Consider the following 15,296-nt stretch of genomic DNA (forward strand, 5'->3'; position numbering starts at 1 on the left):
TAGCGACCTTGAATAAGAATGATGCTTTGGAAGAATATGTAAATCAGAATCCAGCGATATACCAAGACGGTTCCTATGGAACAGGGACTGGATCTGCAACGGGTATAGAAGCTAATTTTAGCTTCATAGCTAACGTATTCCATTTGAACGCAAGAATAGAAAGACAATGGTACGGAGATAACTATATTCCTCAATTCTTCAATTTTGCCTATGAAATTAATAAAGACGCAAGATTAAAAGAACTTATAGGTGCTGAAAAATCCAAGGGTATATATGGAAAGTTAGGAAGTGAGATTTTAAGTTTGGTTAAAATTGAAGGAGAACTATTGTTGCCTGATGCTTTAGAGGAGAGCGATAGAGGCGCCATAGTTGGAGTTAATTTACAGACTAAGGAAATTGCAAATTTCACTGCAAGAGGTAGTTATGTCAAAGCCCAGTTAAGCGATCTAAGTGACGCATTTAAGTTCGATCAGCGTTCATTAGCCAACTTATTAGTTACCTATCGTATCAATAGGTTTATGGAGGCAGGAGTAGATTACCAGTGGACATTTGCCGAAAAAGAAGATGGTTCATTCATGGCCGTTAACCAATTGAGACCTTATGTAGGTGTTAGTCTTAAGTTTTAAGCTGGTGATTAAAAATAATAAAAGACCAGTGGGTATATACTCACTGGTCTTTTTGTTTATGAGTTCTTGGCGAATAGGGTATTTTTACAAAGTATAGAAAGGCACTTTTCTAGTTTTCGTCACTTAAAACAGCACTTGATGTTTTTGGCTACTCATGTTTTTAGTGATGCTAAAGTCCTATTTATAAAGTATGGTGGCTAGACTATGGTATACAAATATGTCAGCGTTAAACCTTCTAGGTGCATGAAGATTTGAATGACATAGTTACTAAAAAGGGTTGTAAATATGAGCCAAAAAAAACCCTCTACTTAAATAGTAGAGGGTTTTTTTTTAGCGACAATGGCTATTCAACGTTAGCGTCATCTAGCAGCTCAAAAAACTCATCTAACTTAGGCATGATGATTATTTTTGTTCTTCTGTTTTTAGATCTATTTGCATCAGTATCGTTGTCTGCAATAGGAGAATATTCAGATCTACCAGCAGCAATTAATCTAGATGGTAAAACATCATATTTAGATTGTAACTCACGAACTACAGCAGCAGCACGTTTTACAGATAAATCCCAGTTGTCTTTTATAGGAGAACCGTTAACAAAAGACTTGTTATCTGTGTGTCCTTCAACCATTACATCCATGTTTGGGTATTCGTTTACGACAACTCCAACTTTATTTAGGATAGCTCCTGCTCTCTTTGAAATTTTGTAAGAACCAGAATTAAACAATAATTTATCTGCAATTGAAATGAATACTTTAGTTCCTTCAATGTTAACAGAAATATCTTCGTCGTTTAAACCGTTTGGCAATATTTTTTTCAAGTTGAAAGCAACGGCTAAATTGATAGAGTCTTTTTTAGAGTTTGCTTCTTGAACGTACTTAATGTACTCATCTTTTTTTGCCAATTGAGATAATGTAGATCTCATATTTTCAGTTGCAGACTTAGAGATTGCAATTAAGTTGTCAACATTTGTAAGAGACTGCTCGTTTCCTTTTTCCAAAAACGCAATTTTGTCCTCTAAAGTTGCTACTTTGTTTTCTGAAACTCCTAAATCAATTTTAGAGTTTGCTAGAGTTTTTTCGGTAGCAGATAGTTTGTTACCTAATTCAGTTTGTAAATCAGTATATTTCTTTTTAGATACACAAGAAGTAGCTACAAAAGAAACTGATGCGATTAATATCAAAACTTTTTTCATGGTCTATAAAATGTATTATTTTTACACAAATATATAAACTTTAAAACAAATTTCAACCCATATGAAACAAACAATTTTTAGGGATTTAACTAAATCCATGCTTTTTGTTGTCTTAATTGTTTGTTTAATGACATCTTGCTCTAAAAAAGAGGTAAATTATTATAGATTGCAGGGAAATGTTTTTGGCACAACATTTCAAATACAGTATGCCGATGCATCGGAGAACAACTATAATCAAGCCATAACGTTGTTGTTTGACCAAATGAACAATTCATTATCAACTTACCATCCTAACTCTTTAATTAGTCAACTAAATAAGGATTCATCAGAGTTAATGGTGGATGATAATTTTATAGCTGTTTTTAAACTTTCCAAAAAAGTATACGAAAGTACAGATGGGTATTTTGATCCAACAGTTGGTAAAATGGTAAATGCTTGGGGCTTTGGATATCAGGAGTCAAGTAAAATTTTGACCAATCAAGAGGTTGATAGTTTGATGCAGTATGTAGGTTTTGATAAGGTGGTTCTTGACGAACGTACTGTGGTTAAAAAGAACCCTGATGTTGTTTTCGATTTTAACGCAGTTGCAAAAGGTTACGGAGTTGATCTTGTTGCACTGTTCTTGGAGCAAAAAGGGGTTAAGGATTATTTGGTTGAAATAGGCGGTGAGATTAGGGCTAAAGGGAAGAATAAAAGAAATCAATTTTGGTCGATTGGTATCGAGGAGCCAAATTTTGATGGATCAAGAAGCTTACAGAAAGTTGTACGCCTTGAACATGAATCCATTGCGACTTCGGGGAATTACAGAAAATATAGAATAGATTCCGTAACAGGTGAAAAGATTGCGCACACTTTCAATCCTAAAAGGGGGATTCCTGCGAAAACTGATTTATTGAGTGTTTCTATTATTTCTTCACTTAGTTGTGGAGAAATAGATGCTTATGCTACTGCTTTCATGGCTATGGGGTATAAAAAAGCTAGAAAGTTGGCAGACAATCATAAAGAAATGAAGGTCTATTTTATTTATTTGGACCAGGATGAAATTAAGACAGATGCGACTCCTAATTTAAAGTTTGTGGAAACTTTATAAAGGCTTTTTACAAATAGGGAGAATTTCATTTTTCATCAATGCGTATTTTTTGATTTCCGCCTCAGAAAATTGATCAACGACTTTAAATAATTCAACGGAGAAACCAGAAGCTCTCAATCTATCAAAATAATCTATTCCGTAGACTCTAACATGATCGTATTGACCAAAATGTTTTCTACGTTCTTTAGGAGTTTTAATGGTACTATTTTCATAAGTATTGAGCCTATTGATATCTTGGGGAATCTGAAAAACCCCCCAACCACCAGGTTTCAAAACTCTGAACAACTCAGACATCGCTTTTCTATCTTCTATGATGTGTTCTAACACATGATTACAAAAGACAACATCATAAGAGTCGTTTTCAAAAGGGAGATCGCAAATATTTGCTTTGACATCAGCCAATGGAGAAAACAGGTCAGTAGTCGTATAATCCAAATTTTCTTGTTTCTTGAACAATCGATAGAAACATTGTTCAGGAGCTACGTGCAGTAGTTTTTTTGGAGTATTAAAAAAGTCAGAGTTCTTTTTTAGATACAACCACAACAAACGGTGTCTTTCTAAGGAAAGCGTACTAGGCCCTAACACATTTTTTCGTTGGATTTCATAGCCATAAGGAAGGAATTTACGATACGACTTTCCATCAATAGGGTCTGTGTACTTATTTCCTTTATAATAGATGGCTAGTATTGGTTTTACAAGAGAACTAACTTTGATGAGCAAGGGTCTGGGAATGGTATTTAAAAGAACTTTGAATAACCCCATAACTATGCTCCGTAAGGCTTATTCCTGTATTGATCCTCGATATTTGTCTCGATACCTAGAGCATCATTTATATATTTAAAAGTAGATAATATTTCAGGTTTACCCTCTACAATAGCAATATCATGTTCAAAATGAGCTGAAGGTTTACCGTCTTTGGTTAAGATAGACCACCCATCGTTTAATTGAATAATATCTTTGGATCCCATATTAGTCATGGGTTCAATGGCAACGACCATACCATTTACAAATTTTTTTCCTCTACCGCGCTTACCATAATTTGGCATTTGAGGATCTTCATGCATTTCTCTACCCAATCCATGCCCCACCAATTCTCTGACAACTCCGTAGCCATGATCTTCAGTGTATTTTTGGATTGCATATCCCACATCACCAACTCTATTCCCAGCCTTTAATTGTTCGATACCTACATACAAACTTTGTTTGGTTATCGCCAATAATTGTTTAATTTCATAACTTACTTCACCTACTTCAAAAGTATAGGCATGATCTCCATAAAAACCATTTTTTAAAGCACCACAGTCAATAGATATAATATCACCATTTACCAAAGCTGTTTTGTTTGGTATTCCGTGGACTACTTGCTCGTTTGGACTCATACATAGGGTGTTTGGAAAATCATATAATCCTAAAAATCCAGGCTCGGCTCCATGATCTCTAATAAAAGTTTCAGCCATTTTATCTAACTCAAGTGTCGATATTCCTGGTTTTACTTCCTTGGCAAGCATTCCTAGAGTTTTAGAAACAATGAGTGCACTCTCACGCATTAGTTCAATCTCTTCTTGGGTTTTAATGGTAATCATAGTATATTTTATGGCGTATAAAGGTGTTTTTTAATCGAATAAACCTAAAAATCCTTTCTTTTTGTTTTGCTTCGTTTTAATTTCCTCATCAAGTATCAATTGATGAATTTTTCCCCATCCGATAAATCCCCCTACGTTACGATCATCGATAAAAATATCTGCGTGAATTTTACGAATGGAAAGATGGTCTATTATTTCTTCAGGATAGTTTTTATTCACAGCATAAAAGGTTATTCCATTTTTTTTGCAGAAAAGAACAGCCTCATTTAGTTTTTTACCCTCTCTTAGAGTCCAAAGGATAAGTCGGTATCCTTTCTCCTCAAGTTTTTTAAGGGTTTCAAAGGCAAACAGTTGTGGGGTACCAATTTTTGGGTACTCATCTTTTACGATGGTACCATCAAAGTCAACAGCTATTATTTTTTGATGATTTGGAATTGACACGATAATCTTTTTTGCAATATTACAATTATATTACTTTTGATTAAAATTTTAAAAGATGATTATCAAAGAATTAAATGGAAAAAAGCCCAAATTTGGTCAAAATTGTTTTCTTGCGGAGAACAGCGTTGTCATCGGTGAGGTTTCTATGGGCAATGATTGTAGTATTTGGTATAATGCAGTTGTTAGAGGAGATGTACACGCGATCACGATGGGTAATAAAGTTAATATTCAAGATGGTGCGGTCGTACATGCTACCTATAAAAAATCTCCAACTACTATTGGCAATTCTGTTTCTGTGGGTCATAATGCTATTGTCCATGGTTGCACAATTCAGGACCACGTGCTTATCGGAATGGGCGCGATTGTGATGGATGACTGTATTTTAGAGTCTAATTGTATTATTGCTGCAGGAGCTGTTGTGACCAAGGGGACTGTTGTTGCTTCAGGAAGTGTTTACGCTGGAACTCCTGCCAAAAAAATAAAAGAGGTCAGTGAAGAATTGTTGAAAGGAGAAGTCAACAGAATCGCTGATGCTTATTTGAAGTATTCAAGCTGGTATAAAGACTAAAAATAGTGTTGTTCGATTGTTTTATTTTTGACATCTATAACCAGGTTTTTAAGTGTTTCAATATTGCTATTGCTCATCAAATAATGTTTACCAGATTCGTTTTTGTTGTTAAGTAAATTGTACTCAGAGAGTATTTTTTCAGTTTGTTTGGCGACAGCAAATCCAGAATCTATAATAACAACATCGTCTCCAATGATTTCTTTAATCTTTGGAATTAAATAAGGATAGTGGGAGCATCCTAGCACTAGATAATCTATTCTACGGTGTGTCATTGGTTTGAGATAGCGTTTCAAAAGCGTCTCCATTTTATAGGAATCTATCATGTTGTTTTCAATTAATGGGACCAAGCCAGTTCCTTCCTGTTCTATGATGTTAATGTTTGAGGCAAATTGATGCGTAGTCTTATGAAATAACTCGCTACTAAGAGTGCCTTTAGTCGCTAAAATCCCAACAGCCTTTGTTTGTGTTGCTAAAGCTGCAGGTTTAATAGCAGGTTCTATACCAATAAAAGGAATATCATAAGTATTCCTTAAGATGTCAATTGCATTTGTAGTTGCAGTATTACAGGCAACTACAATTATCTTTGCCCCATTTTTTATCAGGATTTCTGTGTTTTTAACACAAATATCTATAATCTCCTGTTTGTTTTTGTTTCCGTAAGGCGCGTTTCTACTATCTGCTAAGTAAATGGTGTCTTCAAACGGTAGTCTATTGATGACTTCTTTCCAGATAGAGGTACCACCTACCCCAGAGTCAAAAAATCCAATAGGGTTTTCTTTAAAGTTTTTTAATAAGTGCATGATTGTCAAATTACGAAAAAACAAGATCAAAATAAAAACGCTATTATATTAATATAATAGCGTTTTTATTTTTTAGTAGGTAATATGATTATTGGGTGATTCCTAATTTTGTTTTAACAGCTGCAGAAATATCTTCTCCTTCAGCATAAATAAGTGTTCTAGCATCCAGAATGTATTGAATTCCTTTTTCTTTAGCATAAGCATTTATAGCATCTTGAGCTTTTTTTACAATAGGCTCTAACATTTGGTTTTGCTTATTTTGTAGTTCTTGTTGAGCTGCTTGCTGTAATTGCGCTATTTTACTTTGTTCCTGTTGAACTTCCATAGCTCTTTGTTGGTTTTCTTCTGGAGTTTTGGATTTTTCTTCTGCAGTGTACTTGTCATACTTTGCTTTTAAGGCAGCAGATGCAGATTTAATTTCAGACTCGTAAGTTTTTCCTAACTTTTCCATATCAGTCTGCATAGTTTTTGCTTCGGGCATAGATGCGACTACTTCGTCTAAATTAATGTGAGCAATTTTTTGTGCTTGAGTAAATTGTGTAAATCCTAGAGCCATTACAGCAATTAAAAATGTAGTTCTTACTTGTTTCATCGTTTTATTTATTTATTGTTTCGTTTTTTTCGTTCGTTTTCTCTTTTGATTCTGTCTTCTTCTCGTTTTTTTCTTTGATCAGCTATTCTTTTTTCTCTTGCTTTTTTTGCAATTTCTCTTTTAATAGCAGCTTCTTCCTGTTCTATTTCTTTTTTAGATTTTTGAATGTATTTTAATACAAGTTCGCTAATATCGTAATTATTATTGGTATAAAGCATTACTATTGACGAGGATTTTTCAAAAATCATATCATATTTTCGGATTTTTGCAATGGTTTGTACTGCGTTAAAAACCAAATCTTGATAAGGAGTGACTAATTTTTTTCTCAGATCAAATAATTTACCCTCGGTACCAAAATAAGTGTTTTCTACTTTAATAATTTCTTCTTCGTAATTTTTTATTTCTATTTCTCTTTCTTTTACTAAATCCTCAGTCAGCAATGGTTTTTCATTAAGAAACTCCTCCTTCATCGTGTTTAGCTTGAGATACATTTTATCCAAGTTTTTTTTCCACGTAGTTGTTTCGGTGTTTAACTTTGCCTGCGCTCCAGCATAAGAAGGTATTTTGTTTAAGACGTATTCAATGTCAACAAAACCTATCTTTTGCAACTGTTGTTGTGCGTTTACGGGCATCCCAAAACATAATAAAGTGAAAAGGGTTGTTTTAAAGAACTTGTTTATGTAGGTAGAAATAATCATGCCATTTTTTTAAAATTGTTGTCCTATAATGAAGTGCGTCTGCCAACCAGATTTTTCACCGGTTGTACCAGGGATATTATCAAATCCGTGACCGAAGTCAATTCCTAGCAGTCCGAAGGCTGGCATAAATATACGAATTCCTAAACCAGCTGATTTTTTAATATCAAAAGGATTGAAATTGCTAAAACTACTGTAAGCATTTCCTGCTTCTAAAAACCCTAGAGCATAAATAGATGCGGAGGGGTTTAAACTGATTGGATAACGTATCTCCATAGAGAATTTATCATAAACAGTTGCTCCTAAAAATTCTGAAGAGTAAGTAGTGGTTCCACCAAAGTTAGATAGCGAACTATTAGTATAACCCCTGAGTCCAATCACTTCTCGTCCATCAAAGCTATTTGTGTTTAGTCCGTCTCCACCTACAAAATATCTTTCAAAAGGAATTTCCCCTAATTTTTCATTGTAATTTCCTAGGTATCCAAATTGCACGTTTGTCATTAAAACGAACTTATCTACTAACGCGGTGTACCACTTGGCTTTTAAATTGATTTTATAGTATTCTAGCCATTTAAATCGGTCATCATTGGTCTCATATTTTTTGTCTGAAAATAGAGAAAAGGGAGGAGTGAATTTACCTTCCAAAGAAAATGTGGATCCATAGGTTGGGAAAATTAGGCTAGGTCCAGCGGAATTACGTTTTAATGTTACATTGTACGATAAGTTGTTAGAAACCCCAGAGCCATCCTCGAACTGTAGTGCACTACCAAAGTTAAAGTTATTCACTGTATATTTCCTGTAGCTAATCGAGTTTGAAATAGAAAAATAATCATCGGGCCACCTCAATCGTTCTCCTATTCCTAAAGAAGCACCTAAGATTACTAATCGTTGGCTTTTATCAACATCATAATACGAAGTACCAAATCCAAATTGTTTAGTGTTATAAACAGATAGACTCAAAGATCTTGGTTTTTTACCTCCTAGCCAAGGCTCTGTAAAAGACAAGCTGTTGGTTGTAGAAAATCTACTTGTTTGTAATCGTAAAGACAATTGTTGTCCATCCCCTAGCGGTAAAGGTTTGTATTCTTCTTTTTTGAGTAGGTTACGCAAAGAGAAATTATTAAAGGATAAGCCCAGAGTACCGATAAAAGATCCTCCACCGTATCCTCCTTGTAGCTCAATCTGACTAGATCCTTTTTCTGCAAGACTGTAATCTATGCTAACTGTCTTATCAACAAAATTAGGTTTCAAATCTGGTGTAATTGCTTCAGCATCAAAAAACCCCATTTGACCTAACTCTCTTATCGATCTGATGATGTTATCTTTTGCGTACAAATCTCCGGGTTTGGTACGTAATTCTCTAAAAATAACATGATCATTTGTTTTGTCATTTCCAGTAACGGAAACGTGGCTTATAGTCGCAGGGTCGTCTTCATTAATCCTAATTTCGACCGTGATAGAGTCGTTTTCTACTTGAGTCTCCACAAGATTAATTTGTGAAAATAAATATCCTCTGTTTTGGTAAAAGGTTGTGATGTCATCAGAGTCTGGAGACCCATCTCCGTTAACTCTTTCTTCCAATGTTTTAGAATCGTAGACATCACCTTTTTCAATTCGCAACATTCTTTGAAGGCTCTCACTCTTATATGTTTTATTCCCTAAAAACTTAATCTCTTTGTAGAAATATTTTTTTCCTTCTTCAATTTTTAAATTTAAATCAACGGTCTTGTTGTCCTCGTTCCAAGTGATGCTATCTGCCACAACTCTTGCATCACGAAACCCTTCACGACGGTATTTGTCAATTAAGTTTTTCTTGTCTTCTTTAAAATTTTCTTCTACGAATTTTGATCTTTTCCAGAATCTTCCCCAAAATTTTATTTTAGTATCCTTTAAAGATTTTCTAACTTCTTTGTCACTAAATTTTAAATTTCCATTGACATTGATTTTTTTTATCTTGATCAATTCTCCTTTGTCAATAAAAACAGTAATGTCTTTTTGATTTGCATTTGTTGGGTTTTCTTCTGAAGAAATATTTACTTTGGTTTTTAAGTAACCTTTGTCTACATAAAATTGTCGGATGTAATTTTTTGTAGAAGTTATCAGGTTTTCTGTCAGCATTTTTCCTTTTGTGAGTCCAGTATCTTTTTTGAAAGTTTTGGCTTTGCTTTTACTAACTCCTATAAAATTTACCTCGTTTAGTTGAGGTAATTCTTTGATGGCAATTTCTAAGTAGATGGTATTTCCTTCCATTTTAGTGACAAATACTTCTACATCACTAAATTTATCTGACTGGTATAGTTTTTTTATCGCACTTGTTAATTTGTCTCCAGGAATTTTTATTGGTTGTCCTGTTTTCAATCCTGAATAGGATATGATAGAAGCTTCTGAAAAAGCATTCGTTCCTGAAGTGGTTATTCCTCCAAGTAGGTAGTTCTTTGAGACAGATAGATCAGGCTTATCTGAGTCAGAAAAGGGTGGAGTAGTATTTACCGTATTCTCTTCTTGAGCACACAAAATATTTGTGATCAGAATGATAAGTGTAAAAAAGTAATTTTTAAATAGTTTATTCATGTTCGCCTTCTAATTGTTCACTGGTTTTTCCAAACCTTCTTTCTCTATTCTGGTAAGTATCCACTGCCTTAACCAAGTCGTCTCTTCTAAAATCAGGCCAAAGTGTTTCAGTAAAATATAATTCTGCATATGCAAGCTGCCATAGCAGATAATTGCTTAGTCTTTGTTCTCCACTAGTACGAATCATTAAATCTACGTCAGGTAGGTCATTGGTGTACAAGTTTTGCTGGATGCTGTCTTCTGAGATGTCTTCAGTCGCTAGGATTCCATTTTTTACATCTTCGACAATTTTTTTTACACATGACGTGATTTCTTCTCTACTTCCATAACTCAAACAAAAAGTCAGTGTTATTTTAGTGTTTGTTTTGGTCGCGTTGATTACATCACGAAGTGTTTCCTGTGCTTTTTTTGGTAAATCTGATAGCCTACCAATAGCATTTACTTTTACTTGGTTTTTTTGAAATTCTGGGAGCTCTTTCTTTAACGAATTGATCAACAAACTCATCAATGCATCTATTTCCATTTTAGGTCTGTTCCAGTTTTCTGTAGAAAAGGCATACAAAGAAATGGCTTTGGTCCCTATCTCTGAGGCACCAATAACAGATTCTCTTACAGCAGTCAAAGCATTTCTGTGACCAAAAATTCTAGCCATACCTTTTTTCTTTGCCCAACGGCCGTTCCCATCCATGATGATGGCAATATGTTTTGGGACTTTCCCCTGTTTTACTTTTTCAATTAAACTCATTTAAAATCGTATTTGATTTTTACTGCCTCTTGGCCAGCCAAAAGTATAATATATTGAGGCTCCAATATAGTAATAAGCATCCAAAGTACTTTTGTTTGTTGAAATATTATCTAAGTCATCTGTAAAAGAGATTCTACCTTTTGTTTCTAGAGAACAAACTACATGTTTTGCTAGTATTTTTTTATACCCTACTCCTAGGGGAAGAGCCATTGAAAACAGAGATTTCTCATCCGTGTCATAAAAAAGTGTAGTCAACTCAAAAATAAGATAGGCTGATCCTTTGTCAGGACTAGCCAGTCTAATTGGATTATATTCTGTGAAATTAAAATCTATTCCACCAGAGAGTTCAGTCAGTTTTGTGTCTTTGTTTTCTAATGAATTGGCGGCTAATCTATACGCTATCCTAGGGTTCATGTTTTTTTTAACGATTATCCCCCAATTTCCACCAGTAGCGTTGATAGGAAAAGCATTGTATTTTTCACCTACTAGGCTTCCTTGATTGTGAGAAATACCAATTTCGTAAACCTGAGAAAAGCCAATGTTAGCAATTAATAAAACAAGAACACAGAAGAACTTTGGCATAATAAAGAATAAAACTTGGCAAATATAATTAAATGGATATAAAATCACAGAGAGATAACTAATAATGCAATCATTTTATTGTCTATTATTCTGTTTATTTCTAGAATCATACCCCCAAAGTAACTTATCTCTAAGCGTGTTGATAAACGTATGGTTTTTAAGGAGTATAATTTTAGCCGTATGTGGCGCTTTAGTCACAATAATTTCTGTTTCTACGTCCATAACACTTACCCTAGAATCTAAAGAAGCTAAAAATTGATCTTCTCTTCTTAAAACCTTTAATTTAATTTCAGTTTGATCAGAAATTACGATAGGTCTAGCGTTCAAGTTGTGTGGTGCTACAGGAGTGATTAAAAAGTTATTGGTATTCGGCATAATAATTGGTCCTTGGCAGCTTAAAGAATATCCTGTAGAGCCTGTAGGAGTTGAAATAATGACGCCATCTGCCCAGTATGTAGTCAAATAGTCATGGTTTAGATATGCATCTACACCAATCATAGAATTTGTGTCTTTTTTTGTAATCGTCAAATCGTTTAAGGCATATCCAAGTTTGGTGAATTCAGATCCACTTTCTTTGTAAGAAACTTTCAGCATGGTACGTTCATCAATGGTGTAGTCTTCCTTGAGAAACTCTTTAATGGCTTTGTTGATTTCTTTTTTTTGTACGGTGGCTAAAAAACCTAATCGCCCTAAGTTAATTCCTAGCACTGGGATATTCAAATCTTTAATCTGATTAAAAGCCCTCAGTATGGTTCCATCTCCTCCTAAGGTGATGAGCGCGTTAAATGAAGAGTCTAGGCCAGAGTCCCCGTTGTAAGTATCTAAATGATCTAAAAATTTGAGTCCATTATTTGTTACAGATTCCTTGTAGTCATTGTTTATGAAAACACAAATTTTTTCGTTCTTTAAAATATCGATCAATGTAGATACATAAACCTCATGAGAAGATTTATATACCTGTCCAAAAATGGCTACTTTTTTCATAATTTAACTTTAATGATGTTGCAAATTTAGATGTTTAAATATTTAATAAAGTATTCAGAGTGTTTTTTTAAATGTTCAACAAGATAATCTTCTGAAGAGGTACTTAGGATGTTGTAACTGTATCTTCTAAAAGATTGAATAAGCTCATTTATATTTCTAGATTTCACTTTTATTACAATTGTAGTTTTTTCTTCATTGCTTTGCAAGACAAAACAACCTAATATTCTGTTGTTTTGAGATTCTGTTATTTGACAAATTTCAGAAAAACTATATTCACTAGTGTTTTTTTGTAGTAATAATGTGTTCCCTTCAACTTTCAAAAAGTCAGTGTCTGCAAAAGATTCTAAGGTGTCATGAAGGTTTAAAAAACCAAGATAATTGTTTTCGTCATCGATGATCGGTAAAACATCAGTATTGTTAGTTACAAAAGAAGAAATTACTTCAAGTAGTGTGTCTTTTTGTTTTGCATAGTAAAAGTTGTATAAATATTCTAAGTCAGCAATCTTTTGTTCGCCGTCTTCGATAAGGCTTAAATCTTCTTTAGAGACCATCGCGACTAGCTTCTTATTTTTAACTATTGGAACACTAGAAAATAAAAGCGTATCAAAAACTTGAAGAACTTCATTTATGGTCTGTTGGGCGGTTATAAATATTTTTTTCTGTGAGATTTCATTGAAGAGTTCCATATAATGCAATTTGATAAAAATTGTTAGATATTCGTCCTATTTTGAATATTTTTGTATCCTAAAATTATAGAACATGGCGGTATTAAGTGTAAATGTAAATAAAATAGCCACATTGAGAAATTCTAGAGGAGGAGATGTTCCTAATTTAGTGCAAGTGGCCAAAGATATTGAAGCGTTTGGGGGTCAAGGAATTACGATTCATCCAAGACCAGATGAACGACATATTCGTTATCAAGACGCTTTCGATTTGAAAGAAACTGTAACAACCGAACTTAACATTGAGGGAAATCCAATACCAAAATTCAAAAAATTAGTCCTGGATACACTTCCTGCGCAAGTCACTCTTGTACCTGATGGGGATGATAATATAACTTCTGACGCAGGCTGGGATACCATTACACACCAATCTTTCTTAAAGGATGTCATCACAGAATTTAAAGAAGCAGGTATTAGAACCTCTATTTTTATTGATACTGGGAACCCAAACCTTATTGAAGCAGCAGCTACAACAGGAGCAGATAGAGTAGAATTGTATACTGAAAAGTTTGCTCTAGAATATGGCAAAGGGAACAAAGGCGTGATTACTGAATATGCCGAAGCCGCAAAGTTAGCAAATCAGTTAGGGATGGGCGTAAATGCAGGTCATGATTTGAGTTTAAAAAACATCAATTTTTTTGCAAAAAACATACCCGAGCTTGCCGAGGTATCGATAGGTCACGCTTTGATCTCTGAAGCTCTTTATTATGGGTTGCAAAATGTTGTTAACATGTATTTGTATAAATTACAGGACGTATTATAATGGAATTACTACACTCAAACATTATGGGTTCAGGATTTCCAATTGTTATTCTTCACGGGTATTTTGGTATGGGAGACAATTGGAAGTCACACGCAACTAAATTGGCTTTAGACTCAGAAGTTCATGTGGTTGATCAGCGCAATCATGGAAGAAGTTTTCACACGGAAGACTTCAGTTATGAGTTGATGGTGGAGGATTTGAAATATTATTTTGAGGAAAAACAAATACAGAAAGCTATTGTTTTGGGTCATTCAATGGGAGGGAAAACAGCAATGTTGTTTGCCGTTGAATTTCCAGAATTAGTAGAGAAGTTGATTGTGGTCGATATTGCCCCAAAATATTATGAACCCCATCATCAAACAATCATCAATGCGTTAAACAGCGTGAGGTTTTCCGAGTTAAAGTTAAGAACTGAAGTGGATGCTATCTTAAAGGAAAGTATTCCTGAGGAAGGTGTTCGACAATTTTTATTAAAAAACGTATACAGAAAGACAAAAACAGAAATGGATTTTCGGTTCAACTTGCAAAGTCTGACAGAAAACAATTCTGAAGTGGGAAAAGCATTGCCACCTTACACTACTTATGATGGAGAGGTTTTGTTCTTGAGGGGTCAAAATTCTGACTATATACTAGATGAGGATCAAGCCCTAATTTCAGCACATTTTGAAAGAGCCAAAATAGAAACCATATCCAACTCTGGACACTGGTTACATGCAGAGAACCCTATAGACTTCTTCAACAGGTTGAACGCCTTCATAAAACAGGAGGTTAATAATTAAAGTAATTGAGCATGAATTGATTATGACTTTTGTTACTTCACAAAAAAAACGTATTTTTGCAGCCAATTTTTAAGAGATTTTAAATAAAATAGTCAAATGAACATTACTAAAGAGAATATCGATGCATTAAATGCAGTAGTTAAAGTTGATATTACAACTGAGGATTATCAAGAAAGAGTGGCTTCGGTATTAAAGGATTATCGTAAAAAAGCAAATATCCCTGGATTTAGACAAGGTCAAGTACCAATGGGATTGGTTAAAAAGCAGTATGGAAAATCAGTAATGGTTGATGAAGTAAATAAATTATTGCAAGAATCTCTAAACAATTACTTAACCGAAGAGAAATTAGACATACTTGGAAATCCATTGCCAAAAATGGATGGAGAATTCAATTGGGATACTGAAAACTTCTCCTTTGAATTTGAATTAGGTTTAGCTCCTGATATAAAGGTTAACTTGGCGAAGACTAAAGTTAAAAAATATAACATTATTGCTAATGATGAGTTGATTGATAAAGAAGTTGAAAATTTGCAAAATCGCTTTGGAAATGTAATCCCACAGGATGA

Annotated in this window: 18 protein-coding genes; 6 read left to right on the forward strand and 12 right to left on the reverse strand. The window is 34.1% G+C overall.

All coding sequences use genetic code 11. The features are described from left to right. On the forward strand, positions 1 to 626 hold a 626-nt coding region (locus tag ABF281_RS03840), incomplete at its 5' end, for a hypothetical protein (protein ID WP_347180379.1). Between the two features lie 343 nt (positions 627 to 969). Here the strand turns inward: ABF281_RS03840 and ABF281_RS03845 are convergent. Next, the gene (locus tag ABF281_RS03845) at positions 970 to 1,815 is read right to left on the reverse strand and encodes an OmpA family protein (protein WP_347180380.1); all 846 of its coding nucleotides are present in this window, start codon (positions 1,813 to 1,815) and stop codon (positions 970 to 972) included. Between the two features lie 61 nt (positions 1,816 to 1,876). Between ABF281_RS03845 and ABF281_RS03850 the strand changes: the two genes are divergently transcribed. Continuing rightward, positions 1,877 to 2,905: an FAD:protein FMN transferase gene (locus tag ABF281_RS03850; protein ID WP_347180381.1), complete on the forward strand. Its 1,029-nt coding sequence runs from the start codon at positions 1,877 to 1,879 to the stop codon at positions 2,903 to 2,905. On the opposite strand, the gene ABF281_RS03855 is transcribed toward ABF281_RS03850, so the two are convergent. From ABF281_RS03855 to ABF281_RS03865, 3 genes are read right to left on the reverse strand one after another with little or no spacing between them, the layout of a single operon-like run. Then, the gene (locus ABF281_RS03855; protein WP_347180382.1) at positions 2,900 to 3,667 is read right to left on the reverse strand and encodes a methyltransferase domain-containing protein; all 768 of its coding nucleotides are present in this window, start codon (positions 3,665 to 3,667) and stop codon (positions 2,900 to 2,902) included. The genes ABF281_RS03850 and ABF281_RS03855 overlap by 6 nt on opposite strands. Positions 3,668 to 3,669: 2 nt before the next feature. Further along, a complete protein-coding gene (map, locus tag ABF281_RS03860; protein WP_347180383.1) occupies positions 3,670 to 4,488 on the reverse strand; it encodes a type I methionyl aminopeptidase in 819 nt (272 codons plus the stop codon). Positions 4,489 to 4,518: 30 nt separating this feature from the next. Further along, positions 4,519 to 4,935 (reverse strand): hydrolase, encoded by a 417-nt coding sequence (locus ABF281_RS03865; protein WP_347180396.1) that lies wholly within the window; start codon positions 4,933 to 4,935, stop codon positions 4,519 to 4,521. Between the two features lie 49 nt (positions 4,936 to 4,984). Here ABF281_RS03865 and ABF281_RS03870 point away from each other — a divergent pair, with 49 nt between their 5' ends. Then, positions 4,985 to 5,497, forward strand: a complete 513-nt coding sequence (locus ABF281_RS03870) for a gamma carbonic anhydrase family protein (RefSeq protein ID WP_347180384.1) — start codon at positions 4,985 to 4,987, stop codon at positions 5,495 to 5,497. Here the strand turns inward: ABF281_RS03870 and murI are convergent. From murI to ABF281_RS03910, 8 genes are all read right to left on the reverse strand, one after another. Beyond that, positions 5,494 to 6,297: a glutamate racemase gene (gene murI, locus ABF281_RS03875; protein WP_347180385.1), complete on the reverse strand. Its 804-nt coding sequence runs from the start codon at positions 6,295 to 6,297 to the stop codon at positions 5,494 to 5,496. The genes ABF281_RS03870 and murI overlap by 4 nt on opposite strands. 88 nt (positions 6,298 to 6,385) lie before the next feature. Continuing rightward, the gene (locus ABF281_RS03880) at positions 6,386 to 6,889 is read right to left on the reverse strand and encodes an OmpH family outer membrane protein (protein ID WP_347180386.1); all 504 of its coding nucleotides are present in this window, start codon (positions 6,887 to 6,889) and stop codon (positions 6,386 to 6,388) included. Between the two features lie 8 nt (positions 6,890 to 6,897). Next, positions 6,898 to 7,587, reverse strand: coding sequence for an OmpH family outer membrane protein (locus ABF281_RS03885; RefSeq protein ID WP_347180387.1), 690 nt, complete (start codon positions 7,585 to 7,587; stop codon positions 6,898 to 6,900). A 9-nt stretch (positions 7,588 to 7,596) separates the two neighbouring features. Next, positions 7,597 to 10,155 (reverse strand): outer membrane protein assembly factor BamA, encoded by a 2,559-nt coding sequence (bamA, locus tag ABF281_RS03890; protein WP_347180388.1) that lies wholly within the window; start codon positions 10,153 to 10,155, stop codon positions 7,597 to 7,599. Next, positions 10,148 to 10,900, reverse strand: coding sequence for an isoprenyl transferase (locus ABF281_RS03895; protein ID WP_347180389.1), 753 nt, complete (start codon positions 10,898 to 10,900; stop codon positions 10,148 to 10,150). The genes bamA and ABF281_RS03895 overlap by 8 nt, the downstream gene beginning before the upstream one ends. Beyond that, on the reverse strand, positions 10,901 to 11,482 hold the full coding sequence (locus tag ABF281_RS03900; RefSeq protein ID WP_347180390.1) for a DUF6089 family protein: 582 nt from the start codon (positions 11,480 to 11,482) through the stop codon (positions 10,901 to 10,903). It abuts the gene before it with no gap. Between the two features lie 75 nt (positions 11,483 to 11,557). Next, entirely contained in the window at positions 11,558 to 12,466 is a 909-nt protein-coding gene (locus ABF281_RS03905) for an NAD kinase (protein ID WP_347180391.1), read from the reverse strand. A 26-nt stretch (positions 12,467 to 12,492) separates the two neighbouring features. Then, positions 12,493 to 13,152, reverse strand: a complete 660-nt coding sequence (locus ABF281_RS03910) for a CBS domain-containing protein (protein WP_347180392.1) — start codon at positions 13,150 to 13,152, stop codon at positions 12,493 to 12,495. 73 nt (positions 13,153 to 13,225) lie between these two features. Here ABF281_RS03910 and ABF281_RS03915 point away from each other — a divergent pair, with 73 nt between their 5' ends. The 3 genes from ABF281_RS03915 to ABF281_RS03925 form a co-directional block, all read left to right on the forward strand. Then, positions 13,226 to 13,951, forward strand: coding sequence for a pyridoxine 5'-phosphate synthase (locus tag ABF281_RS03915; RefSeq protein WP_347180393.1), 726 nt, complete (start codon positions 13,226 to 13,228; stop codon positions 13,949 to 13,951). Beyond that, the gene (locus ABF281_RS03920) at positions 13,951 to 14,730 is read left to right on the forward strand and encodes an alpha/beta fold hydrolase (RefSeq protein ID WP_347180394.1); all 780 of its coding nucleotides are present in this window, start codon (positions 13,951 to 13,953) and stop codon (positions 14,728 to 14,730) included. The genes ABF281_RS03915 and ABF281_RS03920 overlap by 1 nt, the downstream gene beginning before the upstream one ends. Positions 14,731 to 14,826: 96 nt before the next feature. Beyond that, positions 14,827 to 15,296 (forward strand): trigger factor family protein (locus ABF281_RS03925; RefSeq protein WP_347180395.1); only part of this gene is annotated, 470 nt, incomplete at its 3' end.

Origin of the sequence: Wenyingzhuangia sp., assembly GCF_039768515.1 — a bacterium.
In the GTDB taxonomy this organism is placed as follows: domain Bacteria; phylum Bacteroidota; class Bacteroidia; order Flavobacteriales; family Flavobacteriaceae; genus Wenyingzhuangia.